Genomic DNA, 24663 nt, shown 5'->3' with positions numbered 1-24663 from the left:
AATGCCACACTTTAAAGATGTCCAATCCCAATTTATGGCGCATATTAAAGATCCCGCACATATTGCGCCGCCTTCAGATATAGAGCCAAGAAGAATGGCAATTTATAGCGAATTGTTTTTCAATAATATTGAAGGTTTTGTTGCATCAGCTTTCCCTGTTTTAAAATCTTTATATGATGAAAATGATTGGCTCGCTTTAGTTAGGCAGTTTTTTATTGCGCATGATTGTAAAACGCCTTATTTTTTAGAGATCTCACAAGAGTTTATTGAGTATTTGAGCAATGATTACCAAATAACAGATAAAGATCCAATATTTATGTTGGAACTCGCGCACTATGAATGGGTTGAGCTTGATATTTCAATTAGAGATGAAGATGAGTCATATACAACTTTTGATCCTGATATTTTAGATTTAGCTCCCTTATATTTATCAAGTTTAGCCTGGTCTTTAAGTTATCAATTTCCAGTACATATTATAAGCCCTAAATATCAACCTCAGATTGCTCCTGACGAACCGAGTTATATTATTGTATTTAGAGATTGTGAAGATGAGGTTGGTTTTATTGCTATAAACGGTATGACTGCATTAATGCTGCAATTGATAAATGAAAACCCGAGTATAAGTTTTGATTCATTATGCATAAAATTACAAAATCAAGTACCTAGCTTTTCGCTAGATATAATTAAACAAGGGGCAGTAAGTGTGTTAAGCGCTTTAACTGAACAAGGGGTTTTAGTTACTAAAAAATAAATTTCTATATTTTATTGCTGTCTTTCTTTATTGATTACAATAATTGCTCTATTATTGCGCCGCGTCTGTGTTTAATCAATAAAGGTAGTAAAGTATGAGCCATCAAGGTGAGTTTAAAGACCCGTTTAACTTTAAGTATTTTTTAGTTTTTCTAATTGTATTTTCAGGGGTTGGTTGTTTGAATGCAATTTTAGGCTGGTATAAATTACTGTCTTTATAATGTATGTCTAATTGCAGGTTGCTATAAAGTGAGTTGTTCACTAAATTACATACAACCTGCACTTATTGTCTATTTAAGTATATTTCAATATATTCCGTTACTTGTTCTTCCAAACCTTCTTCAAATTGAGATCTAACTTGGCTAAATATCGCCAAATATGACTCTACTTTTTCATTGCTTAAGTTCCGAGCGTTAATCTTATATTCCCACTCAGGCAAGGCTTTATCAAATCTTGGTACAAACAGATAGGTTGCAAATGGTGATTCTGAAATTTTATAATTTGCAAAATCACAGAATTCTTCTATTAAATCAATACCTTTAGGTCCTAAACAGCCAGGTTCAAGACGAAATAAAACGTTTAATTTTTTTTCTTTGGGTATATCAGTCACATTATCACCTATTGGTAACCCAAGTTCGGGTTAAGTCTACCTATAGATTAGCCTTTATCTGATAAATATGAAACTGGTTGGCTATATTTTTTGGATCAATATTATAGTCAATACTAGCTTCATGCTCTAATGTTTGAGTTTTAATATTGGCAGAATAGCTATGTACCACAATATCATCATAATATTCAGATGGGTAACTCATTTTTTTAATCTTTAATAGCATTATCTGTTTTTAAAACAGAGCATTTCATCACAAGTTTTATTTTTGAACATTTTCACAATCATGTGACTAACAAACGGGTAATAGGATATTTAAGTCTGCATTTTCTTTGTGGTAATAATGCTTTATCTAACTAGATTTTTCACTACATGAAATATAAATGATTATACCAATTCTGATAATTAAGTGACCACTCGGATCTTATGAGGTTTTACAATTCTAGGCATGTCAGTGAATTCATGGTATTCCCTTTAGAACTGACATAACAACGAAGTGTAAATTCTCAAAAGCTCCTTTTAGGCGTGTTTCAAAGCGCTCTATTATCGGAAATGGTATTATTCACTTTAGGGAATACAGGTTGTTTTTTTTTATAAAATTTAACACTGAATCGGGAAGTAAGCCTTCCAATTCACTATTAACCATTAATGCTTGTCTTATTTCAGACGAAGCAATATCAAATTCTGGGGTATTTAAAAAATATGCTTTACCTGATTGATATGTGTTTAAGTCGCTATTATTTGTTGTTGCTGCTTGGTTTAAATAAGCTTGAATTTCTTGGTTTGGTGAAAATGTTTGTCTAGGCCTTTTACAAATAATTAAATGGCATAGTTGAGTTATTTCTTGCCACTGATACCAGCTATTTAAAGTATTTAATGAATCCATACCAATTAAAAATAAGATACTTTGTTCAGGGAATTCTTGTTTTAGCTCGCGTAAACTTAAAACTGAGTATGATGCACCTGTACGTCTGAGTTCTCTATCATCTAAAGCAAAATGATGATTATCTTTTATTGCCAAATTGACCATATGAGCACGATCATTTGAGCTGATGTTAGATGCTGATTTGTGAACTGGGGTGGCGCAGGGCATGAAATAGAGCTTATCAAGGTGAAGTTGCTTGACACATTGCTTTGCTATATTTAAATGACCTAAATGAATCGGATCAAATGTGCCTCCAAAAATTCCTATCATATTAATCTTCTTTATAAATTGGTAGGGGAACATTAAACGCTTGTGTAAAGCTAATACCTATATGAGCTAAAGCTTGCCAAGGAGATATTATAGTGCCACTTTTAAAGCTGGTATCAAATTGTGACAGTAAAACTAAAATATGTTTTAGCTGAGTTAGTGGTATTCTATTTAAGGCACTTTGATAAATAGCTTGTTTATTTTTCCAAACATTGTGTGCTTTAAATATTTGGTTAATATTTTCACCTAATTGCAATGCATGACTCATTTCAAATAATTGTTGTGCGTCTCTGGTAATAGCCCAGCTCACGCTAGCCACTTCATTATGATTGCTTTTTAGGTTGCTTATAATATTAACTATTTTTTCTAAATTACCATTTAACAAAGCATCTGATAAGTCAAAAATATCAAATTTAGATTGATTTCTTAATACACTCATTAAATGCTCTTTACTTATTGGGGTGCACCCGTAAAGTAACATTAATTTTTCAAGCTCTTGATGAGTGGCTAATAAATTACCTTGAGTAGATTCAAGTAAAAATTGTTTTGCCTGCTGATCAAGCACTAAAGATAATTTTTGGCATTGTTGGTTTAACCAATTATAGAGGTGGTTACCTGTAATTTCATAACAAGGTATGAATAAAGCGTGTTTATCTAATGCTTTAAACCAAGCTGATCTTTGGATATCTTGACCTGCTTTATTGCCTTTAATAATAACAATACAGTCAGGGTTAATATGTTGCGCTAAAGACTTTAAAGTGTTCGAACCTGTTTGGCCGGTTTTGTGATCACCCAATTCAATTTCAATAATACGTTTATCATTAAACAATGACAGACTATTATATTCTTGTGTGACTTCATTCCAATCAAACTGAGGTAAAACACTGAATTTTAAAACCTCACTAAAGCCATTTTTTTTTGCATTATTTCGAATGTCATTAGTGCAATTTTGTACTTGGAAGGGCTCTTCACCCATAACTAAATAAAAAGGGGTTATCCCTTTATTTAATTGATTTTTAAGTTGGTTAACATAACAGCGCACAATTAATGTGCGCCATTATTATAGGTATAAAAGATCATAATTGAGATAGCTCTCTAACGATCCTATGGCTTGCTTGTAATCTCATTTCTGCCAAAATAATATCTAATTCCTTTGCTTTTGCTAATGCTTTATTAGGATCATCTTGGTAAGTGCGATAAAGTTCAAAATTTTGCTTTACTGTGTCTTGACCAGGACGCACTAATTGATAAGCAACATGATAAGTTAACTCATATTCTGCCACTTGACCATTTTTAAATAAGGATAAAGTTCGTCTATCTAACTTATCTTTATTTAAAATGAGGTGAGGACTATTTGCTTGACGACCGACGGTATCTTCTGACAAATCAACTTTTGCATTTATCAACTGTTTTTTAAGCTGTCGATATAATGCTGAATTAGCATTATCAGCTGTAACAGTAATATATCTAAGCTCCAGTGGTATTACAGATGCTTTTTTTAATTTAAAACCACAGCCAGATAAGGCAACAGAACATAGTAAAATTACTATGATCTGTTTGTAATAAGTCATCACTTTATTAAAAAGTAAAGACATATTAGTTAGCAACCACGTTCAAGATTTTACCTTTAATATAAATCACTTTACGAATCGTTTTACCGTCAATAAATTTATTGACGGTAGCGTCTGAAAAAGCAATTTTTTCTATAGTTTCTTGAGTAGTATCGGCTGCAACAGTCAGTTTTGCACGTACTTTACCGTTTACTTGTACTATCACTAATTTTTCATTTTCTACCAATGCACTTTCATCAAATGTTGGCCAAGTTGCATCAATCACATCGCCTTCAAATCCTAAGGTTAGCCATAATTGATGACTGATATGTGGTGTGATAGGTGATAGCATAATGATAATTGCAGTTAATGCTTCGTTAGCTAAAGCAATATCTTGATCATCGGTTAAAGGCGCTTTATTTAACTTGTTTAATAACTCCATTACTGCAGCAATAGCGGTATTAAAGGTTTGACGGCGATTTAAATCATCAGTCACTTTTGCAATGGTTTTATGTAATTCACGGCGTAATGATTTTTGGTTATTGGTTAATGCATCTTTATCAAGCTTTGCAATACCTGCAGCTTTAACATCATATGCATATTTCCAAACACGTTTTAAGAATCTATGAGAGCCTTCAACACCAGAATCAGACCATTCTAAAGTTTGCTCAGGCGGTGCAGTAAACATCATAAATAAACGTACTGTATCAGCACCGTATTGGTTGATTACAGTTTGTGGATCAATACCGTTATTTTTAGATTTAGACATTTTTGTGGTGCCTGCTGAAAAAACAGGTTTTCCATCGTCTTTATGCCATGCTTTTGTTACACGACCTTTATCATCTTTTTCGGTTTCAACATCACTTGGCGCTATCCAAATATCGCCGCCTTTTTCATCTTTACGATAAAAAGTTTCAGCTAATACCATACCTTGACATAGTAAACGTTCAAAAGGCTCATCACAGTCAACTAAACCAAAGTCACGTAATAATTTATGGAAAAAACGAGAATATAATAAGTGCAAAATAGCGTGTTCAATACCGCCTATATATTGGTTTACTGGTAACCAATAGTTAGATTCTTTAGGATCTAACATCGCTTCATCGTTACGTGGACTACAGTAACGCGCATAATACCAAGAAGACTCCATGAAAGTATCAAAAGTATCTGTTTCGTGAAAAACCGGTTGGCCGTTTATTTCAGCTTTAGCCCACTGTGGATCTGCTTTAATTGGTGAAGTAACGCCATTCATTACGACATCTTCAGGCAAACGCACTGGTAACATATCTTCAGGGGCTGCTATGGTTTTACCATCTTCATCACTTAACATTGGGATAGGAGAACCCCAATAACGTTGACGACTTACACCCCAGTCACGTAAACGGAAGTTTACTTTACGCTGACCACAACTCATTTTAGTTACTTTATCAGCAATCGCATTAAAAGCTTCTTCAAAATCTAGACCATCAAATTCTGCCGAGTGAATTAAAGTGCCTTTTTCTGTGTATGCGTTTTCGCTGATATCAGCAGTATTATCTTCGTTAGTGATCACTTGTTTGATGTTTAAACCGTAAGCGGTTGCAAACTCATAGTCTCTTTGATCATGACCTGGGACTGCCATAACAGCACCTGAGCCATAACCCATTAATACAAAGTTAGCGATCCAAATAGGGACTTGCTTACCCGTTAATGGATGGACTGCATAAAAGCCTGTGTCAATGCCTTTTTTATCCATTGTTGCCATATCAGCTTCAGCAACTTTGGTATTTTTGCATTCCTCATTAAATGCAGCGATATCAGCATTGTTTTTGGCAGCTTCAATTGCAATTGAGTGACCCGCAGCGACTGCAACATAAGTCACACCCATAATAGTGTCAGGACGAGTTGTATAGATTGATAAATCATCACCAGTATCAGCACGCTTAAATGTGATATCTAAACCTTCCGAGCGACCAATCCAATTACGTTGCATAGTTTTAACTTGCTCAGGCCATTCATCTAATTTGTCTAGATCGTCTAATAACTCTTGTGCGTAGTCAGTGATTTTAATAAACCATTGTGGTATTTCTTTTTGCTCAACAAGTGCACCTGAACGCCAACCTTTACCATCAATTACTTGTTCATTGGCAAGTACGGTTTGATCTACTGGATCCCAGTTAACCGTTGACATTTTTTTGTAAACTAAACCTTTCTCATACAACTTAGTGAAAAACCATTGTTCCCATTTGTAATAATCAGGATGACAAGTTGCAATTTCACGGTCCCAATCATAACCAAAACCTAAACGCTTTAGCTGATCGCGCATGTAATCGATATTTTCGTAAGTCCATTTTGCAGGTGCTGTATTGTTTTTGATTGCTGCATTTTCTGCAGGTAAGCCAAAACCATCCCAACCCATAGGTTGCATTACATTTTTACCTTGCAGGCGCTGGAATCTTGAAACAACATCACCAATAGTGTAGTTACGAACATGACCCATGTGTAGACGACCACTTGGATATGGGAACATAGACAAACAATAAAACTTTTCTTTATCTTCTTGTTCAGTTACTTTAAAAACCTTGTTTTTGTCCCAGTACGCTTGTACTTTTGACTCTATATCTTGCGGGGTATATTGCTCTTGCATTTACAATTCCAAACTTATTGTAAAAAATCACTAAAAAATTGCTGCTAGGATAACCTAAATTTGCATCGGTTTGAATAAATTTCACCTCTGAAATGTCAACTCGCTCTATGTAAATAGTGGTTTAATCTTCTTTTTCCAAATATTTATCAAAAATCATTCATAACTACATGAAATTTCCTATACTTATTATTAGCAACATCTTTTATTGGTGAATTCATGGATAAGCAAAATAGTTATTTTGATTGGATCAATGATCTTCATACTTGGTTAAAAGATGTAGAGCAAAATGAAATGAAACATTTAATTGAAAATTTAATGCAGGGAGAGAAAATATTAAAAGAGTTCAAATACACTAGCGAGAAACAATTATCTATTTATCAGAAAAATTTGTTACTCGATTTATCTCATTATCAACAAAATCAATCTCATTACAATGACCTAGCTTTACAAGAATTTAAAGAAACAATTTGGTGTGAATTAGCTGCGATAGCTGATAAATCACAACTTGAATGGCAATCCTTAGTGGAAGACTTTAAACATAACGGAGAATATCATCAAGGACAGTGGATAGGCTTCGGTGAACTTGTTTGTAAGGAATGTGGAGATATAACTCATAGTTTCCATCCTACTCAAATATCGGCTTGTAATGAGTGCGGAGGCATATTTTTTACTCGACAAGCATTATCACCCTAGACTCTTTCTAACAAAATCATTATTAAAATCAAAGATCTTGAACTGCCTATGATAAGCTTATGAAATAACAAGCCCAGTAGAGGTAAAGTAAGGGATGAATAAAGAAAATAATGCATTGGGCCCAATGGCACTGGCACCTAAAATAGATATGGCTCATGTAAGTAATTGCATGACAATACCTTATCCTGAGTCACTTAATTTTATTGGTCAAAATCGCGCACAAACAGCGATCGATTTTGCTTTAGGTATGGAAATGCCTGGTTATAATCTATATGTCATGGGAGAAGCTGCATTAGGTCGCTTCTCTATTGTAAAAGATAAATTAACACAACATAGTAAAACAAGAAAAACCCCTTTAGAGTGGCTTTATGTAAACAATTACGATGATCATCGAGAACCTATCTCTATTTGTTTGCAACCCGGCGAAGGCAAAGTTTTTTGTGATGATATTGATTCATTAATTGATGAAATAATGGATACCTTTCCGGCGGCTTTTGATAATCCAGGATTTCAACGTAAGAAAAAAGCGATAGATCGTGCATTTAATACAAAATATGATTCTGCAATTGATAAAGTTGAAGTTGTAGCCGCAGAGCATAGTATTGCATTATTTGAAGAAAATGATGTATTAAGTTTTGCTCCTGTAGTAGATGGAAAGCAGCTAGATGATGTTGAGTTTTCAGTTTTAAGTGATGAACAGAAACAATACTTCTATGAGGTTATATCAACATTAGAGGATGCACTTATTGATGCTTTAATTGAATTACCCCGTTGGAAAAGAGAGTCTTCAGAAAAATTAAGAGAGTTAAAAAAATCAACAGCAGAGCAAGCAATTAAACCACTTTTAAAAGAGCTTGAGTTTAAATATGCGGCTCAAATTGGAATTTTAAAGTATTTAAAAGAGATAAAAGGTGAGCTCATAGATACTGTTTTAGAATGGTTAGATGTTGAAAACGATGAAAATAATAAAGATGATTTAGATAAACGAGGAATGCTAACTGACTATTTTGCACCTAACCTCTTAATCAATTATAAAGAAGGTGATGCTGCGCCTGTAATTTATGAACCAAACCCTAACTTCGGGAATATATTTGGTAAAGCAGAATGTGGTGTACACCAAGGCTCAGTATTAACAAGTTACCGTACTATTCAATCCGGGGCTTTACATAAAGCAAATGGCGGGTATTTAATAGTTGATGCTGAAAAGGTAATGGCAAACCCGCAAGTCTGGGATGCATTAAAATTATCTTTGAAAACACATAAAATTAAAAATGATTGTTTAGCACAAGAGGGAGGTTTAGGAGGGAGTTTTACATTACGTCCTCAATTGATTCCTTTAGATGTTAAAATAGTATTTTTAGGATCTCGTGATCTTTATTATTTGATGCAGGAATATGATGAAGAATTTAATGAGCAATTTCGTGTTTTAGCGGATTTTGAATTTTTCATACCTGGAAGTGATAAGTTTCAGTATCAATTTATTACAAAAGTTCAAGAGCATGCTTCTAAAGAGCTTAAATTAGCACTAACTGAAGAGGGAATCGCGCAGTTATTAATTTTTAGTTATAGACAAGCAGAACATCAAACAAAACTCAGCGCCAGATTTGCAGACATAATAGAGCTACTAAATGAATCAAGTTATTATGCAAAACAAGATTTAAGCAAAACAATTGAGGCGCATCACATTATAGAAGCATTAGCCGGAAAACAATATCGAACAGGGCAAATGAGTGAAAGTATGCTTTCTGATATAAAAGAAGGTCATACATTAATTGATACTCAAGGTGAAGCCATAGGAAAAGTAAATGGTTTAACGGTATTACATGTAGGAGACACCAGCTTTGGCAGTCCAGCTAGAATCACTGCAACAGTATATGCAGGTTCAGATGGTGTGCTAGATATTGAAAGAGAAGCTGAATTAGGTAAAGCAATTCATACAAAAGGTGTTATGTTATTAACGGGCTATTTAGGTAACAAATATGCTCAAGATTTTGCATTAACTTTAAGCTCAAATATTGCTATAGAGCAAAATTATGGTTATATCGATGGTGATAGTGCATCATTAGCTGAATTATGTGCGCTTATTTCAGCTATTACACGTTTACCAATCGATCAATCAATGGCACTTACTGGCTCGATTAATCAGCATGGCGAAGTTCAGGCGATAGGAGGAGTTAATGAAAAAATAGAAGGTTTTTTCAAACTTTGTAAAATGCGAGGATTAACAGGTAAACAAGGTGTGATGATTCCACATTCAAATCGATTAAATTTAGTCTTAAATCAAGAGGTATGTACTGCGGTATCTAATGGCCATTTTCATATATATACAGTGAAAACAGTAGATGAAGCATTAGAAATTTTAATGAATAAACCAGCTGGCTCTTTAACAAATAAAGGAACTTATGCGAAAGGTACTATTAATCAAATTGCTTTACAAAGATTAAGTGCGATATCAGAAGTCGTAAATGGGTCTGATTCAGAATAGATTTGTTTCGCATTTATATGATGGTCACTATGTGACGAACTCATAAAAATAGCAAAGTTAATCTTATAAAACTCTCTCGTATAGTTAAGCTTATTATAATTAATACTCTAATTGCGAGAGAGTTTTATAGGTCTATATTAATTTCACCTTTCATATAAAGCTTTGCTTTACCTCTTAATAGCACTTTATCATTTCTTAATTGGCACTCAATGTTGCCACCTCGTCGAGAGACTTGTTTGGCTGTTAATAAAGTTTTATCTAATTTATTTGCCCAATATGGCGTTAGGATAGTATGTGCAGAGCCGGTTACTGGATCTTCATTTACACCTACATTTGGACCAAACCAACGAGATACAAAGTCAACTTCATCTCCAGGTGCAGTAACAATGACGCCTCTAAGTGGTAACTGTGATAATAAGGCTAAATCAGGCTGTAATTCTTTTATTATTTGTTCATTTTCAAATAATAATAGATAGTCATCAGCAGCGAGAATTTCTAAAGGAAGGTGGCCAAAAGCACTCAATAATGGACTTTTAATATCACATTCATGAGCTTGTTGAATAGGGAGTTCTAATTCAAAAATTTGTTCATTTTTATTTTTTGCATCTACAAAGTGGCGCACAGTCAAAATACCAGAACGTGTTTCAAAGTTAATTTCAGTCTCTTGGAGATCATACTCATTAACTAGTATCCATGCTGTCGCTAGGGTGGCATGACCACATAAATCGACTTCAGTTTCTGGTGTGAACCAACGTAATTTAATATTTTCATTATCGATGATATAAAAGGCAGTTTCAGATAAGTTATTTTCAGCGGCGATTTTTTGTAATATTTCATCTTCTAACCAAGCATTTAAAGGTATTACCGCGGCAGGATTCCCTTTAAATAGTGCGTTAGTAAATGCGTCGACCTGAAAAATAGCATGTTTCATATTTATTCCCTTTAATATTTTGAATGTTGTTATTTTGAAACTTTATATCATTTAAGCTTGAGTCTAGGGGCTATTATTTAATATTTATCTCTATATTGTTCTACCCATAATTTAGTCGCGCCACATACTGCAACTGGCATAACAATTAAATTTAAAAATGGAATTGTGGTGAAAATTAATACTGCTAAGCCAAATCCATAAGAAAGCCCTTGATTTTGTTTTAGCTGCTTTCTTGTTTCTCTAAAGTGAATTTTGTGATTATCAAATGCAAAATCTTGATATTGCACCGCAAACATCCAGCAGGTAAATAATACCCATAAAATTTGGCCAAAAATGGGTAAAAACCATAATAATAAAAAGAAGCCAATGGCTTTTGGTAAATAATAAATTAATTTAGTGCCTTCTCTAGCAATCATTCTAGGCACATCTTTAACGGTATCTAAAATTTTGTCATCATTAATCGCTGTATCCGTTAAATGTAATTCTACTTTTTCAGATAATAAACCATTAAATGGTGCGGCTATAAAATTAGTTATGATGCTGAAAATACTGGTATAACTAAATAAAATTATAAAAATTACGATAGGCCATAATAGCCACTCTAACCAATTTAGCCAGGTGGGTAATAAGTCATCTAAATATGCAAAGCCTTGTGTAAGCCAATCATACATAAAAAATAATGAGCCGCCAAATAAAAAGACATTAATTAATAAAGGAATTAAAACAAACCGTTTAAGTCCTTTTGTATTGATAAGAGTAAAACCAGCTAGAAAATATTGAAACCCTTGAGAAGACTGCACTTATGTTCCTTGTAAATTAATAAGCCTTTTAGTAATTTTAAAATAGGCATGTGAATGATTAAGTATAAATAAATTATTTTTTATTAAAACCTCTTTAATAAAGATAAGCGTAACAATATATTTTTCAAAAATTTATTTAAATTAATTGGTACTTATTAATATAGGGAGTGATTTAATATCAATATATTTTATTTCTGATAAAATTAGTGACCCAAAACCTAATTGATAATAATAAAATAGACACATGCGCCTGAGTACTATTAAACTGGTTGGCTTCAAGTCCTTTGTTGAACCTACGAAAATTCCTTTTCCAGACAAAATGACCTGTGTGGTAGGGCCTAACGGCTGTGGTAAATCAAATGTAATTGATGCCGTACGTTGGGTTTTAGGTGAAAGCTCTGCAAAAAACCTGCGTGGCGATGCAATGACCGATGTTATTTTCAATGGTTCAACATCGAGAAAGCCTATCTCTCAAGCTTCAGTTGAACTCCTTTTTGATAATACACAAGGCAGATTACCCGATACATTTGCGAATAGAAATCAGGTGTCAATTAAAAGAGTGGTTAACCGTGAAGGCATGTCATTATATTTTCTAAATGGCAGTAAATGTAGAAAACGTGATATCACTGATATATTTTTAGGCACAGGTTTAGGTCCTCGAAGCTATGCCATTATCGAACAAGGTATGATCTCTCGCTTAATTGAAAGCAAACCCCATGAATTAAGAACATTCATAGAAGAAGCAGCAGGTGTTTCTAAGTATAAAGAGCGAAGAAGGGAAACAGAAACTCGTATTCGCAGTACTCGAGAGAATTTAGAGCGTTTATTAGATGTACGTCAAGAATTACAAGCGCAGTTAGATAAACTGAACGAACAATCTGAGCAAGCAAAATCTTATTCTCAATTTAAAACACAAGAACGTTGTCTAAAAAGTGAATTAACTGTTTTAAAATGGCAAAAATTGCAGCAGCAAATAGCGATAATAGAAGCTAAAATAAAAAAAATTGAGCAAGAAGTTCAGTTTTATCAACAAGTACATATCGGACATGAAGATATACTCGTGACGCTTAAAAGTGAAATCGAAGCTGTAACACAAAATATTCATTCACTGCAAGAATCAGATTATAAAACAACAGCAGAATTAACCCGGTTTGAAACACAAAAAATGCACTTAAAACAAAAAAGAAAGGAACTCATAGGGCAAAAAAATCAGTGTGAATTAAAAGTTGGAGATCTTAAAGTAAACCTAGAAAAACTAGAAAAAACTACATTTATTAATCAACAAACGCAACAAACAGTTCAAGATGAGTTAGAAATAGCACAATTGCGTGTTGATAAAAATGAAGCGTGTTCAAGCGCACTTTATCAAAAGAATCAAGACGCCTTTAAAGTGTGGCAAACATTGCAAAAGCAATTTCATGAATATGAAAAACAAACTCAAAAAAATCAGTTAAATATAGAGAAAATTCTAAATACGCTGGAGCTAAATGAAAAACAACAGGAAGACTGTCAGTATCAGCTCAATCAATTGAAACAACAAAATAGCACATCTGAATTGGCTAAGTTAAAAAAAGAACAAATACAATTAAAAAGTGACTTAGCACAGCAGCAATTAGCACAAAATAAAAAACAACAAACAATCAACTTACAAGTACATAAACAGCTAGATATTCAAAGTAAAAGTGACAAATTACAAACTGAAATTAATCAGCAAGAAGCACAGTTAGAAGCATTAAGCGACATCGTTAATAATGCTGAATTTGATGAAAAGCAGCTCCCACATTCAAAAAATGCACTTTTATTTAGCCAATTGAAAATACAAAATGGATTTGAGTTAGCAATAGAACATGCTTTACAGCAATTTAAAAATGCTAAAGTATTTAAATATAATGAATCTATAAAAAAGCATGGACATAGTATTTGGAACAATTCTACTGGTGGTACTTCTGATGTCGCACTTGCTCGAAAAGTCATCGCTGGTATTTTTCCTGATGTATTAGAGCATATTGCAGTAATTGAAAATGATAATGAAGCTAAAGGAATTTTAAAGGATAAAAACTGGTTGGCATGCATAGATAAGCAAGGCACGCTATTTGGACGAAATTGGATATTAGATACACAAATTGATGAATCAGTATCTTTAATATTAAAAGCAAAAAAAATAATATCAATAGAGCACAAATTAAAAAAATTAAAACATGCTCTTTATGATTTTGAGCTGCAATTAATAAAGCAAAAAGCATTAATCGCTGAACTTAAAGATGATGATGAAGCGCTCTCATTGCGAATTCACCAGTTAGCGCAACAAGATGTTGCGGTTTTTACTCGTTTAGATGTTTTGCAAACACAAACCTTGCGTTGGCAAATACAATTTGATGAAATAACGTCAAAACTAAAATATCTTAAAGCGCTTCATAATCATCATAATGATGAGTTTAAGCAAGTTAAATCCCATTCACTGAATACAGTGAATGATCAGTTACAATCAAAAACGCATGCAGCTGAACTTGCATATGAAAAAGCCAAGCAAGAATTAAAGTTATATCAGCAACAATTAGAACAGCTCAAAAATACAAAACATGAAGTGAGTTTATCATTTGAATCTATAAAAAATACTTTAATGCTAGAAGCAAGCCAATTAACACATATTCAAAAATCATTAGATGAAACATTAACATTGCAAAAATCACTGTTTGAGCAAAATTTGCAATTAAATTCACCTATCAATAACGCGAATGAAGAAATTCAACTTTTATTAGAGAAAAAACAAGCTTTAAAGGTTGAACAAAATGTGAAAAATGAAATACTAATTAAAGTCAAAGAGATGCTGTTGTCAAAAGAGTTAGATCAAAAAAATGCACAAGGCGAATTAGAGAAAATACAAAAAAAATTACAGCAACTGCAAATTGAAAAAGAAGGCTGTATAGTTAAAGCATCTTCTTTACTTGAACCTTTGGTCGATTTGAATACCAATTTGGAGTCTGTATTAAGCCATTTACCTGACAATGCAAAAAGTACTATTTGGCAATCAAGATTAACTGAATTGGCACTAAAAATAGAGGCGCTAGGACCAATTAATTTGGCGGCTATTGATGAATATGAAAAAGCTAAAAAGAGAAAAGAGTATCTGGATGAGCAATACCAAGACTTGTTTGATGCGCTTAATATGCTTGAAACAGCAATTCAAAAAATAGATAAAGAAACCAAAAACAGATTTAAAGAGACATTTGATGCATTAAATGAAGGTCTAAAAGAGTTATTTCCAAAAGTATTTGGCGGGGGTCATGCATATCTAGAACTCACTTCAGATGATTTGTTAGAAAGTGGTGTTACAATTATGGCAAGGCCACCAGGAAAGAAAAATTCAACAATTCACTTGCTTAGTGGTGGAGAAAAAGCACTAACCGCATTATCATTAGTGTTTTCTATCTTTAGACTTAATCCTGCACCATTTTGTATGTTGGATGAAGTAGATGCACCATTAGATGATGCCAATGTTGGTCGTTTTTGTCGTTTGGTTGAAGAAATGTCACAATCAGTGCAGTTTATTTATATTAGTCATAATAAAATAGCGATGGAAATGGCTGGTAGTTTAGTAGGTGTCACTATGGGAGAACCGGGTGTGTCTCGCATGGTTGCAGTTGATATTGACCAAGCAGTTGAAATGGCTGTTAATTAACTAATATAATGCTATAAATAGATAGTAAAGTATTAAAAATAAAAAAAGGGTAAAGGCATGGCCGAAGAGTTAAGATGGGTTTTAGTGATTATAAGTGCCTTAGTAATTGGTGGATTATTATTACATGGAATTTGGTCTGTTAGAAAAAAAGACGAACCCTCATCTGGTGAAGCCAAAAGAAATACAAGTAATAAAGAGCAAGCGCTTTCACGTGAAGATGATGTATCTATTGATATTCCAAGCATGGTAGCAGATCAAGATGAGCCTGAAATAGGTGATATTTGTGTTGATCTAGATGAAGGGGATGTAAAACAGATAAATGAAACTGAAGCATCTTCGGTAGAAGATGCTACGCCTTCAGAAGAGCCTAAAGACTTTATTATTATTCATATTCAAATGCCAACAGGCTTAACGATGCATGGTTCTTCATTGTTGCCCCTGTTATTAACTTTAGGGTTTAAATATTCGGATGAAGGCTTTTTCAACCGCCATCAAGATTCATCAGGAACGGGCCCTGTATTATTTAGACTGGTAAATATGTTTAATCCAGGCACATTTGATATTGATAATATGGAGCAGTTTTCAACGGCTGGTATTAGTTTATTTATGACTTTACCGTGTGAAGGTGAGAATTTACCTGCATTTAATATGCTACATAGTGCAGCTAAAAAAATAGCTGATGAGTTTGGTGCTGAAATATTTGATCATAAACGTGAATTATTAACAGTGCCAACAGTAAGACAATACGTTGAAAAAGTAAGAGAGTTTGGCTAATAAATCTGCTTCGTAGCTTTTATTTGGCCACTAAGTGGCGTTATTTTTAAAAACCACCATGATTAGGTGGTTTTTTTATTCATTATTTAGAAAATTTATTTACAACCTGAATATTTTAGTTTTTATTGATAGAGAACGTTATGTCACAACAGATCATTACACAAATTAATAGCCTTAAATCTGAACTTGAAGAGCATAATTATAAATATTATGTTTTAGACCAACCAAGTATTCCAGATGTTGAATACGATCGCCTTATTCGTTCTTTAACGCAATTAGAGCAACAAAACCCTGAATATATTACACCCGACTCTCCAACTCAAAAAGTAGGTGGACATGCGTTAGCTGGATTTACACAGGTGACTCATGAAGTCCCTATGTTATCTCTTGATAACGCATTTGATGACACTGAATTCCACGCCTTTAATAAGCGTTTACAAGATAGATTAAAAGAGTCTCACACTTTTGAATTTTGTTGTGAACCTAAGTTAGATGGCTTAGCGGTATCAATTTTGTATGAAGATGGTCTATTAGTGCAAGCGGCAACACGTGGTGATGGCGCAACGGGTGAAAATATTACTGAGAATGTTAAAACAATACGTAATATACCATTAAAGTTGCGAGGCTCAGGATATCCAAAACGATTTGAAGTGCGCGGTGAAGTGTTTATGAATAGCGCTGGTTTTGAAAAAATGAATGAGCACGCGAAACTCAGTGATGAAAAAGTATTTGTAAACCCTCGAAATGCAGCTGCGGGCAGTTTACGTCAATTAGATTCAAAAATTACAGCTAAAAGACCACTCATGTTTTATGCCTATAGCACTGGTGTGATTGAAGATGGTGAACTAGCGCAAGATCACTTCGAACAGCTAACACAATTAACGCAATGGGGCATTCCGATGAGCCCAGAAATTAAGTTAGTAAAGGGTGCTGACGCGGCTTTAGCGTATTATCAAAATATAGGTGAGCGACGTACCAGTTTAAAATATGAAATTGATGGCGTTGTAATAAAAATAAATAATAAAATATTACAGCAAAAACTGGGTTTTGTTGCCCGAGCACCAAGATGGGCAATCGCTTTTAAATTTCCAGCGCAAGAAGAGCTCACTAAATTATTAGATGTTGAATTTCAAGTTGGTAGAACAGGTGCGATTACACCCGTTGCCAGACTTGAGCCTGTTTTTGTTGGTGGCGTAACTGTTTCAAATGCAACTTTGCATAATCAAGATGAAATTGAACGCCTAGGTATTAAAATAGGTGATACCGTTATTATTCGTCGTGCGGGTGATGTGATCCCTAAAGTGGCACAAATTGTTTTAGATAAACGTCCTGATGATGCTCTAGATGTTGTCTTTCCTAATTTATGCCCAGTATGTAGCTCTAAGATAGAACGTTTAACTGGTGAAGCTGTAGCGCGATGTAGTGGTGGCTTAGTATGTGAAGCACAAAGAAAAGAAGCGATTAAACATTTTTCATCTCGTAAAGCTTTAGATATAGATGGTTTAGGAGATAAAATTGTAGAGCAGTTAGTTGATAGAAAACTTATTCATACGCCAGCCGATTTATTTATTTTAAAGCAAGGTCATCTTGAAACACTAGAGCGAATGGGGCCTAAATCAGCTGAGAACTTAATTGCTTCCTTAGAATGTGCTAAGAAAACCACCTTAGCGCGCTTTTTATATAGCTTAGGTATTCGAGAGGTAGGTGAAGCGACAGCACAGAATTTAGCTAATCATTACCAAACACTTGAAAAAGTGAGTTTAGCAAATGTAGACAGCTTACAAGATGTATCTGATGTCGGTGAGATAGTTGCTAAACATGTAAATTTCTTTTTTAGGGAAGAGCATAATAAAGCAGTGGTCGAAGATTTGATTAAAGCCGGTGTTAATTGGCCTGATATAGAAACTAAACCCGAAAGTGAACAACCACTAGCTGGTTTGACTTATGTATTAACAGGAACATTGACACAAATGAGCCGCTCTGAAGCAAAAGCTAAACTGCAAACTTTAGGCGCTAAAGTAGCAGCGAGTGTTTCAGCCAAGACTCACGCTTTAGTGGCAGGTGATAAAGCAGGTTCAAAGCTCACAAAAGCGCAAGATTTAGGCGTAGAGGTCTTAACTGAACAAGCATTAGTTGATTTGTTTGTAGAATATAATGTATGAATAATGTGATTGTTTTTTTTAATGGGGTATCAAACCAGCTTGCGGTCTGGCTTTTACCCCATTTAAGTCAAATAGCGCTTACAATAATAGTTTGTTTAATTGCGCTTTACGCTAATGATTTAAATAAGTTTATTAAGCGATTATTTGCCAGAAAACACTTTATAATTCGTACTATGATATTTATTATTGTAACGGCTTTTGGCTTTGGTGCTTTAACTTTATTTGTCACTCCATTAATGATTAAGCTGCTATTAGTATTTGGTAAATTATATATGCCTTGGTTGCTGCTGGTGGCTTTTATTATTTTAGGTATTTTAGCTGATAGAAAAAATCAAATTTAGAGATGTTTTTATATGAAAAATCAAGGAGGTTAAAAGTGCATTTTGGACCTGAGCTTTGGGATAAGTATGGTGCATATCGTGCACCTATCGCGTTAAGTTTTACTTTTCTTATTTTATTACGTACTTATATTATTTGGATTTTTTCAGCTGTATCTAGACGTCCTGATTTGGATTTGATGTCGTTATTTTATCGCAATAAAAATGATTTTTTTATTGCTTTGATCATAGGTACATTAGCTTTACTACCTGCTGTGATATTTTCTCTAAGGCGGCCAAATAGTAATCCTAAATTAGCAAAATTGTGGAAGTTTATGAAAGCACCACTCATTTTATGTTGCTTACTGGATTTGGCTTGGCTATTAATTCAAGCAAAAAGTCATTATTTTCAATTTTCAGGTTTTCTTGCAATCCAATTGTTATTAGTTTCTTGGGTGCTATTTTATTTACTACGTAGTAAATATTTACCTATTTTTTTCAACGATTGGCCGACAAAGTAATACACACCTTCCCCTGAATTTGCTTTTTCGAGATGGGGCCTATTTCAGCCATAGACACACTTTGTTTATTTTCCCCGTTAAACCAATAAAAACCTTGTTTATCTTTATGAGCTAAGGTTTTTATTATGCTTCCATATTTTACGTGATTAAAAAGCAATATATCACCCAGTTTAGGTTTAAATATGTTCAACCAAGTATGTATTAAAGCATAACTTTTATCAGGTATATGGGGCGACATACTGTGCCCCGTGATCCGTATTAATTTAACACCCATAAATTAAATATATTTAATTTAATTTAGGATAAACAAGTGTTTGAGCTGGAGGGTAAGGGCATACTGCTGTAAATGTTTTAACACCTTTAGTAATCCAAAAAATTTCAGCAAATCGATTTACTTTTGTTAATAAATCTAATGTCGCATCTTTATCTATATGCTGTTTCGCTTTTGAAGTTGCAAGCATAATGCTATGAGTTAATTCATGTAACTCAGGAAATTTATCTAATTGAGGTTGCTTGATATAATCACCCCAGATAATACGGATTTCTTCTTTTACTTTATTACCGTGTTCTTCTTTTTGATTCAGTAAGCGACTAAATTGTGCTTGATCGTTTGGTGTTAAATCTGCTTTATCATTTATCTCATTTAACAAGTCAACCATACGGATCATCGTTAATACTGCGATTTGAGCTGAAATTGGATCATATATTTTACATGGAATATCACAATGTGCAGACGCAGTTGAAAAATTGAATTTATTATCTAGTTTATGAACTAAATTAAATAACATGATTAATCCTTTTTAGCTTGTTTGTTTTTGTTCACTAACTTATATGCGATCAAACCAACTGCAATAAGAGCAGGTGCAATCCAAAGTAAATGTATTAAATTTGATGAGGCAGCATTATGATCATGTCCTGGGTGAGCGAATACAGCTTGTGAAGTAAATGCTGCACTACCTAATAATAACGGTATGATTTTTTTGTTTTTCACTTTAGATTCCTTTAATTTAATGAATAATGGGTTGAGACGAATTCATGATGTCTTCTGCTGCATGCAGAGATTCCAAGCAAGGATCACAAATAGGATGATCTTTCGAAAACTCTAATAATGGTGTAAGTGTTATTTTTAGAGCTCTTAATGCAATTAGCTGCATCGTTTCAGTTTGAGAATCGTCTTGTGAAATACTCAACATATGTTCATGAGGTGTTTTTAAATAATGTAAGGCACTTTGAAAGTCACCCTGTATCTCAAATAATGCTGAAAGATTATGCATGCCTGAAATCCAACCTAGTAATAATTGAATATTCTGAGGATCACTAGGCCAAAGCGCTTCAATATGACTAATTGCATTTTGATAATAGTATTGTGCATCAAACCAGGCGCATTGTTCAAAAAATGCGTTTCCTGTTTTCATCAAAGATTGCCAGTTTTCCATTGAATTACTTTCTTGTAATGGTAATGATTTGTATTTATATTAGTTTTGTTTGTAAATGTAAAGTAATAACTCGTTTTTTGAATGAAAATTTTAGGAGAGGAAAATGAATAAACTAACAATATCATTTGTTTTGAGTCTTGGAATAACGCAAGTAAATGCAGCTGAACATACCGTAAATCTGGTGACTTCAGGCGAAAATGGCGCAACGATGGTGATGGAACCTGGCTATATAAAAATTCAAAAAGGAGATGTGATTAATTTTATTCCATCTGACGCTACTCACAATGCCCAATCATTCTCAGTACCTGATGGCGCAAAAACATTTATGACACCTTTTGGAAAAGCAACAAAAGTAACATTTGATACGCAAGGAGTTTATTTATATAAGTGCTTACCTCATACAGTTTTGGGTATGGTTGGGTTAGTTCAAGTGGGTAATGCTGTGAATTTAGCTGATGCAAAAAAAGATTGGCAAGCAGCTAAATCTAGCGTCGTAATGAATAAAGAGCGAATGGATAACTATTTTAAAAAAGTAAATTAAAGAGGTTTTTCATAAAAATAGGTCAATTATGATGATAGACCTATTTTTTATATATACCCAAGCCACTTGATAAATTCCCTACGGGCGGGTTTTAAATGGTTAACTACCGCGTTATTTATGTTGATAAGGGAATAACCATTACCGGCAATAAATACCTTGTATTTGACCATTTAAACTCCCGCTGAAATCATGCATTTCCAAGTAGCTTGGGTATAGATATTGGGTGTCTTTGAACCTTTGCTATTGGTGAAAACTTGCTGGTAGTTGTTCTTTCAATTTATTAAACCTTTGTTGTTGTTCATCATCAAGATTTTCGGATTCTATGGCTTTGTTACATTTTTCAATTAGAACAGAATTGAAACTCTCTCCAGATTTTGATGCATTGATCATGCTTTGTAATAAATTAAGTGCGATGCTGGTATTTTTTGGCATAACTCTAAATGCTTGAGAAAATGTTACAATCGCTTTTGAAAATTGGCCTTTCTGATATTGTTCCACTGCATTATTATTGAGTTCACGAGGACCTCGCTTGATTTCATCTCTTTCTTGTTGTTCTTGAGCGATGTAGGCTAAAAATGTTTCATCTCCTAGTTTATACTTTAAGCAATGTTGATTGATTTTATCAAAAAGTATACTCGCCTTATGATGAAAGCCAAGTTCATGTAATGCTTTAGCTTTATCAAGTGCATCATCAATAGATTTAATAGGATCATCTTCATTGTCAAGTTGGTTAATTAGCGCAATCGCTTTTTCCCTTTCATCTTTAAGGTAGTGAATTCGGGCATGTAGAATATCGAGTTGCTCTTGCGTATCAACATCAGGAAATTGCATCTTTAATTCATTTAAACACTCACTTGATTGCCTTGTTAGTCGCGCAACTAATTCAGTTTGATCTGTTGTTAATGCGTAATCAACGCCTGCTCTGGCAACATTTAAATAAATATTAGGGTGATCATGAATAGAGTTTTTTGCAAACTTTAAAATATTACGATTAGCGGAATAGTTATTTTCATAATCATGATTTAAGCGTGCTACATTGACTAACTTGAGTTGTCTATGAATATTTCTAGGAGACATTTGTGTCGCACCAATTAAATAATCTTGTGCGTTATCGTAGTTTTTAAGCTGAAGTTCTAATTTACTTAATAGGTCATATGAAACTAATCTTGTTTCCGGTCGTTCTAGCATTGATTCGAGTAAATTTTGTGCAAATTTAAATTCACTATTTGCAATCAGAGATTCAACAAGTCCAATTTTAGCCCAAGTAAATTTTTGGATCCCTAATACAGATTTAAAGAATTCTTTAGCTTCAGCAAATTGCTTGAGTTTTAGTAATAGTTCTCCTTTTAATCTTAAAAGGATAGGGGTGTAATTTGATACTTTGGTCGAAGCGAGTTTAGACTGAATTACTTTTAAAGCTTTTGAATCGTTTTCATCATCAATGAAGTCATAAATTTGAGCTAAAGTTGTTTTTCTATTTAAAATTTTCTCAATTCTTGAACTAAGTTCTTTTTGCGAAAAAGGTTTGGCTAGGAAGTCATCTGGTTGTAATTCAATTACACTATGAACTAATTCAGAGTTGGTTTCAGCACTAATAAATATAAATCCAGTGGTATGTTTTACTAGTTTCTTATTTTTAAGTTCTTCATATAAGTGATAACCGTCTTTATCTCGTCCTAAATTAAATGAACACAAAATCAAATCGAATTTACTAGCCTGACATAAGCGTAAAGCTGTTTGTGCGCGTTCAGCACAAATAAGATCTCTAAAGCCGATACTTTCTAGAGATTGTTTCATATAGCTTTGTGCTAAAGGTTGATCATCAATGATCAATACTTTAGTTTTATTAAACGTTTTATCTATCATTTAATTAATATATTCACTTTAGTTTTATTAAACGTTTTATCTATCATTTAATTAATATATTCACAGAGTGTAACTATGAATATATTAAACAGATCTGCAACTGACAAGTGATATTAATTTTATTTCAATTAAGTGGCTATTTTTTGATAGTAGTGTAGTTTTAATATCGAATTTATATGATGATGTGAGAATTAATAGGATATTAGCTGATTACATTATGTGGTGGGTGATACTGGACTTGAACCAGTGACCCTCGCCTTGTAAGGGCGATGCTCTCCCAACTGAGCTAATCACCCACATAATCTGTTTTGTTTTATCAAAATGGTGGGTGATACTGGACTTGAACCAGTGACCCTCGCCTTGTAAGGGCGATGCTCTCCCAACTGAGCTAATCACCCAATTTGATATAACGAGTAGAATGTATTTTAAATATTATAAATGGTGGGTGATACTGGACTTGAACCAGTGACCCTCGCCTTGTAAGGGCGATGCTCTCCCAACTGAGCTAATCACCCAATTTGATATAACGAGTAGAATGTATTTTAAATATTATAAATGGTGGGTGATACTGGACTTGAACCAGTGACCCTCGCCTTGTAAGGGCGATGCTCTCCCAACTGAGCTAATCACCCAATTTGATATAACGAGTAGAATGTATTTTAAATATTATAAATGGTGGGTGATACTGGACTTGAACCAGTGACCCTCGCCTTGTAAGGGCGATGCTCTCCCAACTGAGCTAATCACCCAATTTGATATAACGAGTAGAATGTATTTTAAATATTATAAATGGTGGGTGATACTGGACTTGAACCAGTGACCCTCGCCTTGTAAGGGCGATGCTCTCCCAACTGAGCTAATCACCCAATTTGATATAACGAGTAGAATGTATTTTAAATATTATAAATGGTGGGTGATACTGGACTTGAACCAGTGACCCTCGCCTTGTAAGGGCGATGCTCTCCCAACTGAGCTAATCACCCAATTTGATATAACGAGTAGAATGTATTTTAAATATAATAAGTGGTGGGTGATACTGGACTTGAACCAGTGACCCTCGCCTTGTAAGGGCGATGCTCTCCCAACTGAGCTAATCACCCAGATATAAATAATGGTGTAATATAAGTGGTGGGTGATACTGGACTTGAACCAGTGACCCTCGCCTTGTAAGGGCGATGCTCTCCCAACTGAGCTAATCACCCAGATTACGATTTTTATTATTTATAAGTGGTGGGTGATACTGGACTTGAACCAGTGACCCTCGCCTTGTAAGGGCGATGCTCTCCCAACTGAGCTAATCACCCAGATTACGATTTTTATTATTTAAAAGTGGTGGGTGATACTGGACTTGAACCAGTGACCCTCGCCTTGTAAGGGCGATGCTCTCCCAACTGAGCTAATCACCCAGATTACGATTTTTATTATATAAAAGTGGTGGGTGATACTGGACTTGAACCAGTGACCCTCGCCTTGTAAGGGCGATGCTCTCCCAACTGAGCTAATCACCCAGATTACGATTTTTATTATTTAAAAGTGGTGGGTGATACTGGACTTGAACCAGTGACCCTCGCCTTGTAAGGGCGATGCTCTCCCAACTGAGCTAATCACCCAGATTACGATTTTTATTATTTATAAGTGGTGGGTGATACTGGACTTGAACCAGTGACCCTCGCCTTGTAAGGGCGATGCTCTCCCAACTGAGCTAATCACCCAGATATTATATTTAAATCGTA

Annotated in this window: 22 protein-coding genes and 14 tRNA genes; 9 read left to right on the top strand and 27 right to left on the bottom strand. The window is 34.1% G+C overall.

The window, feature by feature from the left end; all coding sequences use genetic code 11:
* Position 1 precedes the first annotated feature (1 nt).
* Positions 2-751 (top strand): HvfC family RiPP maturation protein, encoded by a 750-nt coding sequence (locus CJF42_RS17100; RefSeq protein ID WP_095367843.1) that lies wholly within the window; start codon positions 2-4, stop codon positions 749-751.
* 282 nt (positions 752-1033) lie between these two features.
* On the opposite strand, the gene CJF42_RS17095 is transcribed toward CJF42_RS17100, so the two are convergent.
* The 6 genes from CJF42_RS17095 to leuS all read right to left on the bottom strand — a co-directional run bounded on the left by CJF42_RS17095 (position 1034) and on the right by leuS (position 6725).
* Positions 1034-1360 (bottom strand): hypothetical protein, encoded by a 327-nt coding sequence (locus CJF42_RS17095; RefSeq protein ID WP_095367842.1) that lies wholly within the window; start codon positions 1358-1360, stop codon positions 1034-1036.
* 40 nt (positions 1361-1400) lie between these two features.
* Positions 1401-1562, bottom strand: coding sequence for a hypothetical protein (locus tag CJF42_RS27595; protein WP_170940643.1), 162 nt, complete (start codon positions 1560-1562; stop codon positions 1401-1403).
* 357 nt (positions 1563-1919) lie between these two features.
* On the bottom strand, positions 1920-2552 hold the full coding sequence (gene nadD / locus CJF42_RS17090; protein WP_095367841.1) for a nicotinate-nucleotide adenylyltransferase: 633 nt from the start codon (positions 2550-2552) through the stop codon (positions 1920-1922).
* Position 2553: 1 nt separating this feature from the next.
* Complete coding sequence (gene holA, locus CJF42_RS17085) at positions 2554-3591, bottom strand: DNA polymerase III subunit delta (RefSeq protein WP_095367840.1); 1038 nt, start codon at positions 3589-3591, stop codon at positions 2554-2556.
* 34 nt (positions 3592-3625) lie between these two features.
* Entirely contained in the window at positions 3626-4144 is a 519-nt protein-coding gene (locus CJF42_RS17080; RefSeq protein WP_353651689.1) for an LPS-assembly lipoprotein LptE, read from the bottom strand.
* Between the two features lies 1 nt (position 4145).
* Positions 4146-6725 carry a leucine--tRNA ligase gene (leuS, locus tag CJF42_RS17075; protein ID WP_095367839.1) on the bottom strand — a complete coding sequence of 860 codons (2580 nt, stop codon included), beginning with the start codon at positions 6723-6725 and terminating at the stop codon, positions 4146-4148.
* Positions 6726-6941: 216 nt separating this feature from the next.
* Here leuS and CJF42_RS17070 point away from each other — a divergent pair, with 216 nt between their 5' ends.
* Together CJF42_RS17070 and CJF42_RS17065 are read left to right on the top strand one after the other, a co-directional pair.
* Entirely contained in the window at positions 6942-7418 is a 477-nt protein-coding gene (locus tag CJF42_RS17070) for a zinc ribbon-containing protein (RefSeq protein ID WP_095367838.1), read from the top strand.
* Between the two features lie 94 nt (positions 7419-7512).
* Positions 7513-9903 carry a Lon protease family protein gene (locus CJF42_RS17065; RefSeq protein ID WP_502694797.1) on the top strand — a complete coding sequence of 797 codons (2391 nt, stop codon included), beginning with the start codon at positions 7513-7515 and terminating at the stop codon, positions 9901-9903.
* A gap of 124 nt (positions 9904-10027) precedes the next feature.
* Here CJF42_RS17065 and CJF42_RS17060 read toward each other — a convergent pair whose 3' ends face one another.
* Positions 10028-10834, bottom strand: a complete 807-nt coding sequence (locus CJF42_RS17060) for a PhzF family phenazine biosynthesis protein (RefSeq protein ID WP_095367837.1) — start codon at positions 10832-10834, stop codon at positions 10028-10030.
* A 77-nt stretch (positions 10835-10911) separates the two neighbouring features.
* A complete protein-coding gene (cysZ, locus tag CJF42_RS17055) occupies positions 10912-11634 on the bottom strand; it encodes a sulfate transporter CysZ (protein ID WP_095367836.1) in 723 nt (240 codons plus the stop codon).
* Positions 11635-11878: 244 nt separating this feature from the next.
* On the opposite strand from cysZ, the gene smc reads away from it, so the two are divergent.
* The 5 genes from smc to CJF42_RS17030 all read left to right on the top strand — a co-directional run bounded on the left by smc (position 11879) and on the right by CJF42_RS17030 (position 19087).
* Complete coding sequence (smc, locus tag CJF42_RS17050; protein ID WP_095367835.1) at positions 11879-15313, top strand: chromosome segregation protein SMC; 3435 nt, start codon at positions 11879-11881, stop codon at positions 15311-15313.
* Between the two features lie 57 nt (positions 15314-15370).
* Complete coding sequence (gene zipA / locus CJF42_RS17045) at positions 15371-16087, top strand: cell division protein ZipA (protein WP_095367834.1); 717 nt, start codon at positions 15371-15373, stop codon at positions 16085-16087.
* A 140-nt stretch (positions 16088-16227) separates the two neighbouring features.
* Positions 16228-18249 (top strand): NAD-dependent DNA ligase LigA, encoded by a 2022-nt coding sequence (gene ligA / locus CJF42_RS17040; protein WP_095367833.1) that lies wholly within the window; start codon positions 16228-16230, stop codon positions 18247-18249.
* On the top strand, positions 18246-18590 hold the full coding sequence (locus CJF42_RS17035) for a DUF3392 family protein (RefSeq protein ID WP_095367832.1): 345 nt from the start codon (positions 18246-18248) through the stop codon (positions 18588-18590). Before ligA ends, CJF42_RS17035 begins: the two co-directional genes overlap by 4 nt.
* Before the next feature lie 2 nt (positions 18591-18592).
* Entirely contained in the window at positions 18593-19087 is a 495-nt protein-coding gene (locus tag CJF42_RS17030) for a DUF2919 domain-containing protein (RefSeq protein ID WP_095367831.1), read from the top strand.
* Here the strand turns inward: CJF42_RS17030 and CJF42_RS17025 are convergent.
* The 4 genes from CJF42_RS17025 to CJF42_RS17010 are packed head-to-tail and all read right to left on the bottom strand — an operon-like array spanning position 19065 to position 20523.
* On the bottom strand, positions 19065-19361 hold the full coding sequence (locus tag CJF42_RS17025; protein ID WP_141235583.1) for a S24 family peptidase: 297 nt from the start codon (positions 19359-19361) through the stop codon (positions 19065-19067). The genes CJF42_RS17030 and CJF42_RS17025 overlap by 23 nt on opposite strands.
* A gap of 13 nt (positions 19362-19374) precedes the next feature.
* Positions 19375-19875, bottom strand: a complete 501-nt coding sequence (sodN, locus tag CJF42_RS17020) for a superoxide dismutase, Ni (RefSeq protein WP_095367829.1) — start codon at positions 19873-19875, stop codon at positions 19375-19377.
* A 2-nt stretch (positions 19876-19877) separates the two neighbouring features.
* Entirely contained in the window at positions 19878-20078 is a 201-nt protein-coding gene (locus CJF42_RS17015) for a hypothetical protein (RefSeq protein WP_095367828.1), read from the bottom strand.
* Positions 20079-20094: 16 nt separating this feature from the next.
* Entirely contained in the window at positions 20095-20523 is a 429-nt protein-coding gene (locus CJF42_RS17010; protein WP_095367827.1) for a DUF2753 family protein, read from the bottom strand.
* 103 nt (positions 20524-20626) lie between these two features.
* Between CJF42_RS17010 and CJF42_RS17005 the strand changes: the two genes are divergently transcribed.
* Positions 20627-21064 carry a pseudoazurin gene (locus CJF42_RS17005; protein ID WP_095367826.1) on the top strand — a complete coding sequence of 146 codons (438 nt, stop codon included), beginning with the start codon at positions 20627-20629 and terminating at the stop codon, positions 21062-21064.
* 240 nt (positions 21065-21304) lie between these two features.
* On the opposite strand, the gene CJF42_RS17000 is transcribed toward CJF42_RS17005, so the two are convergent.
* The 15 genes from CJF42_RS17000 to CJF42_RS16930 form a co-directional block, all read right to left on the bottom strand.
* Positions 21305-22930: a response regulator gene (locus CJF42_RS17000; RefSeq protein ID WP_095367825.1), complete on the bottom strand. Its 1626-nt coding sequence runs from the start codon at positions 22928-22930 to the stop codon at positions 21305-21307.
* Between the two features lie 220 nt (positions 22931-23150).
* Positions 23151-23226, bottom strand: a tRNA-Val gene (locus CJF42_RS16995).
* Between the two features lie 26 nt (positions 23227-23252).
* A tRNA-Val gene (locus CJF42_RS16990) sits at positions 23253-23328 on the bottom strand.
* 41 nt (positions 23329-23369) lie between these two features.
* Positions 23370-23445: transfer RNA gene (locus CJF42_RS16985), tRNA-Val, on the bottom strand.
* 41 nt (positions 23446-23486) lie between these two features.
* Positions 23487-23562, bottom strand: a tRNA-Val gene (locus CJF42_RS16980).
* Positions 23563-23603: 41 nt separating this feature from the next.
* Positions 23604-23679 (bottom strand) — tRNA-Val (locus CJF42_RS16975).
* A 41-nt stretch (positions 23680-23720) separates the two neighbouring features.
* Positions 23721-23796 (bottom strand) — tRNA-Val (locus CJF42_RS16970).
* 41 nt (positions 23797-23837) lie between these two features.
* Positions 23838-23913: transfer RNA gene (locus CJF42_RS16965), tRNA-Val, on the bottom strand.
* A gap of 41 nt (positions 23914-23954) precedes the next feature.
* Positions 23955-24030: transfer RNA gene (locus CJF42_RS16960), tRNA-Val, on the bottom strand.
* Between the two features lie 26 nt (positions 24031-24056).
* A tRNA-Val gene (locus CJF42_RS16955) sits at positions 24057-24132 on the bottom strand.
* Between the two features lie 26 nt (positions 24133-24158).
* A tRNA-Val gene (locus tag CJF42_RS16950) sits at positions 24159-24234 on the bottom strand.
* A 26-nt stretch (positions 24235-24260) separates the two neighbouring features.
* Positions 24261-24336: transfer RNA gene (locus CJF42_RS16945), tRNA-Val, on the bottom strand.
* Between the two features lie 26 nt (positions 24337-24362).
* Positions 24363-24438 (bottom strand) — tRNA-Val (locus CJF42_RS16940).
* A gap of 26 nt (positions 24439-24464) precedes the next feature.
* Positions 24465-24540, bottom strand: a tRNA-Val gene (locus CJF42_RS16935).
* Positions 24541-24566: 26 nt separating this feature from the next.
* Positions 24567-24642, bottom strand: a tRNA-Val gene (locus tag CJF42_RS16930).
* Positions 24643-24663 lie beyond the last annotated feature (21 nt).

This window comes from Pseudoalteromonas sp. NBT06-2 (genome assembly GCF_002276045.1).
Lineage (GTDB): Bacteria > Pseudomonadota > Gammaproteobacteria > Enterobacterales > Alteromonadaceae > Pseudoalteromonas.
The sequence above is the reverse complement of the archived record's forward strand: the minus strand, read 5'-3'. Positions and strand labels throughout refer to the sequence as shown.

Excerpts from the sequence above, each read along its gene's own strand:
- CJF42_RS27595 (WP_170940643.1), bottom strand. The coding sequence starts at position 1,562 with ATGAGTTACCCATCTGAATATTATGATGATATTGTGGTACATAGCTAT.
- CJF42_RS17010 (WP_095367827.1), bottom strand. The coding sequence starts at position 20,523 with ATGGAAAACTGGCAATCTTTGATGAAAACAGGAAACGCATTTTTTGAA.
- CJF42_RS17065 (WP_502694797.1), top strand. The coding sequence starts at position 7,513 with ATGAATAAAGAAAATAATGCATTGGGCCCAATGGCACTGGCACCTAAA.
- CJF42_RS17030 (WP_095367831.1), top strand. The coding sequence starts at position 18,593 with ATGTTTTTATATGAAAAATCAAGGAGGTTAAAAGTGCATTTTGGACCT.
- sodN (WP_095367829.1), bottom strand. The coding sequence starts at position 19,875 with ATGTTATTTAATTTAGTTCATAAACTAGATAATAAATTCAATTTTTCA.
- CJF42_RS17070 (WP_095367838.1), top strand. The coding sequence starts at position 6,942 with ATGGATAAGCAAAATAGTTATTTTGATTGGATCAATGATCTTCATACT.
- CJF42_RS17100 (WP_095367843.1), top strand. The coding sequence starts at position 2 with ATGCCACACTTTAAAGATGTCCAATCCCAATTTATGGCGCATATTAAA.
- CJF42_RS17000 (WP_095367825.1), bottom strand. The coding sequence starts at position 22,930 with ATGATAGATAAAACGTTTAATAAAACTAAAGTATTGATCATTGATGAT.
- CJF42_RS17080 (WP_353651689.1), bottom strand. The coding sequence starts at position 4,144 with ATGTCTTTACTTTTTAATAAAGTGATGACTTATTACAAACAGATCATA.
- zipA (WP_095367834.1), top strand. The coding sequence starts at position 15,371 with ATGGCCGAAGAGTTAAGATGGGTTTTAGTGATTATAAGTGCCTTAGTA.
- leuS (WP_095367839.1), bottom strand. The coding sequence starts at position 6,725 with ATGCAAGAGCAATATACCCCGCAAGATATAGAGTCAAAAGTACAAGCG.
- nadD (WP_095367841.1), bottom strand. The coding sequence starts at position 2,552 with ATGATAGGAATTTTTGGAGGCACATTTGATCCGATTCATTTAGGTCAT.
- CJF42_RS17025 (WP_141235583.1), bottom strand. The coding sequence starts at position 19,361 with ATGGGTGTTAAATTAATACGGATCACGGGGCACAGTATGTCGCCCCAT.
- ligA (WP_095367833.1), top strand. The coding sequence starts at position 16,228 with ATGTCACAACAGATCATTACACAAATTAATAGCCTTAAATCTGAACTT.
- CJF42_RS17035 (WP_095367832.1), top strand. The coding sequence starts at position 18,246 with ATGAATAATGTGATTGTTTTTTTTAATGGGGTATCAAACCAGCTTGCG.
- smc (WP_095367835.1), top strand. The coding sequence starts at position 11,879 with ATGCGCCTGAGTACTATTAAACTGGTTGGCTTCAAGTCCTTTGTTGAA.
- CJF42_RS17060 (WP_095367837.1), bottom strand. The coding sequence starts at position 10,834 with ATGAAACATGCTATTTTTCAGGTCGACGCATTTACTAACGCACTATTT.
- CJF42_RS17005 (WP_095367826.1), top strand. The coding sequence starts at position 20,627 with ATGAATAAACTAACAATATCATTTGTTTTGAGTCTTGGAATAACGCAA.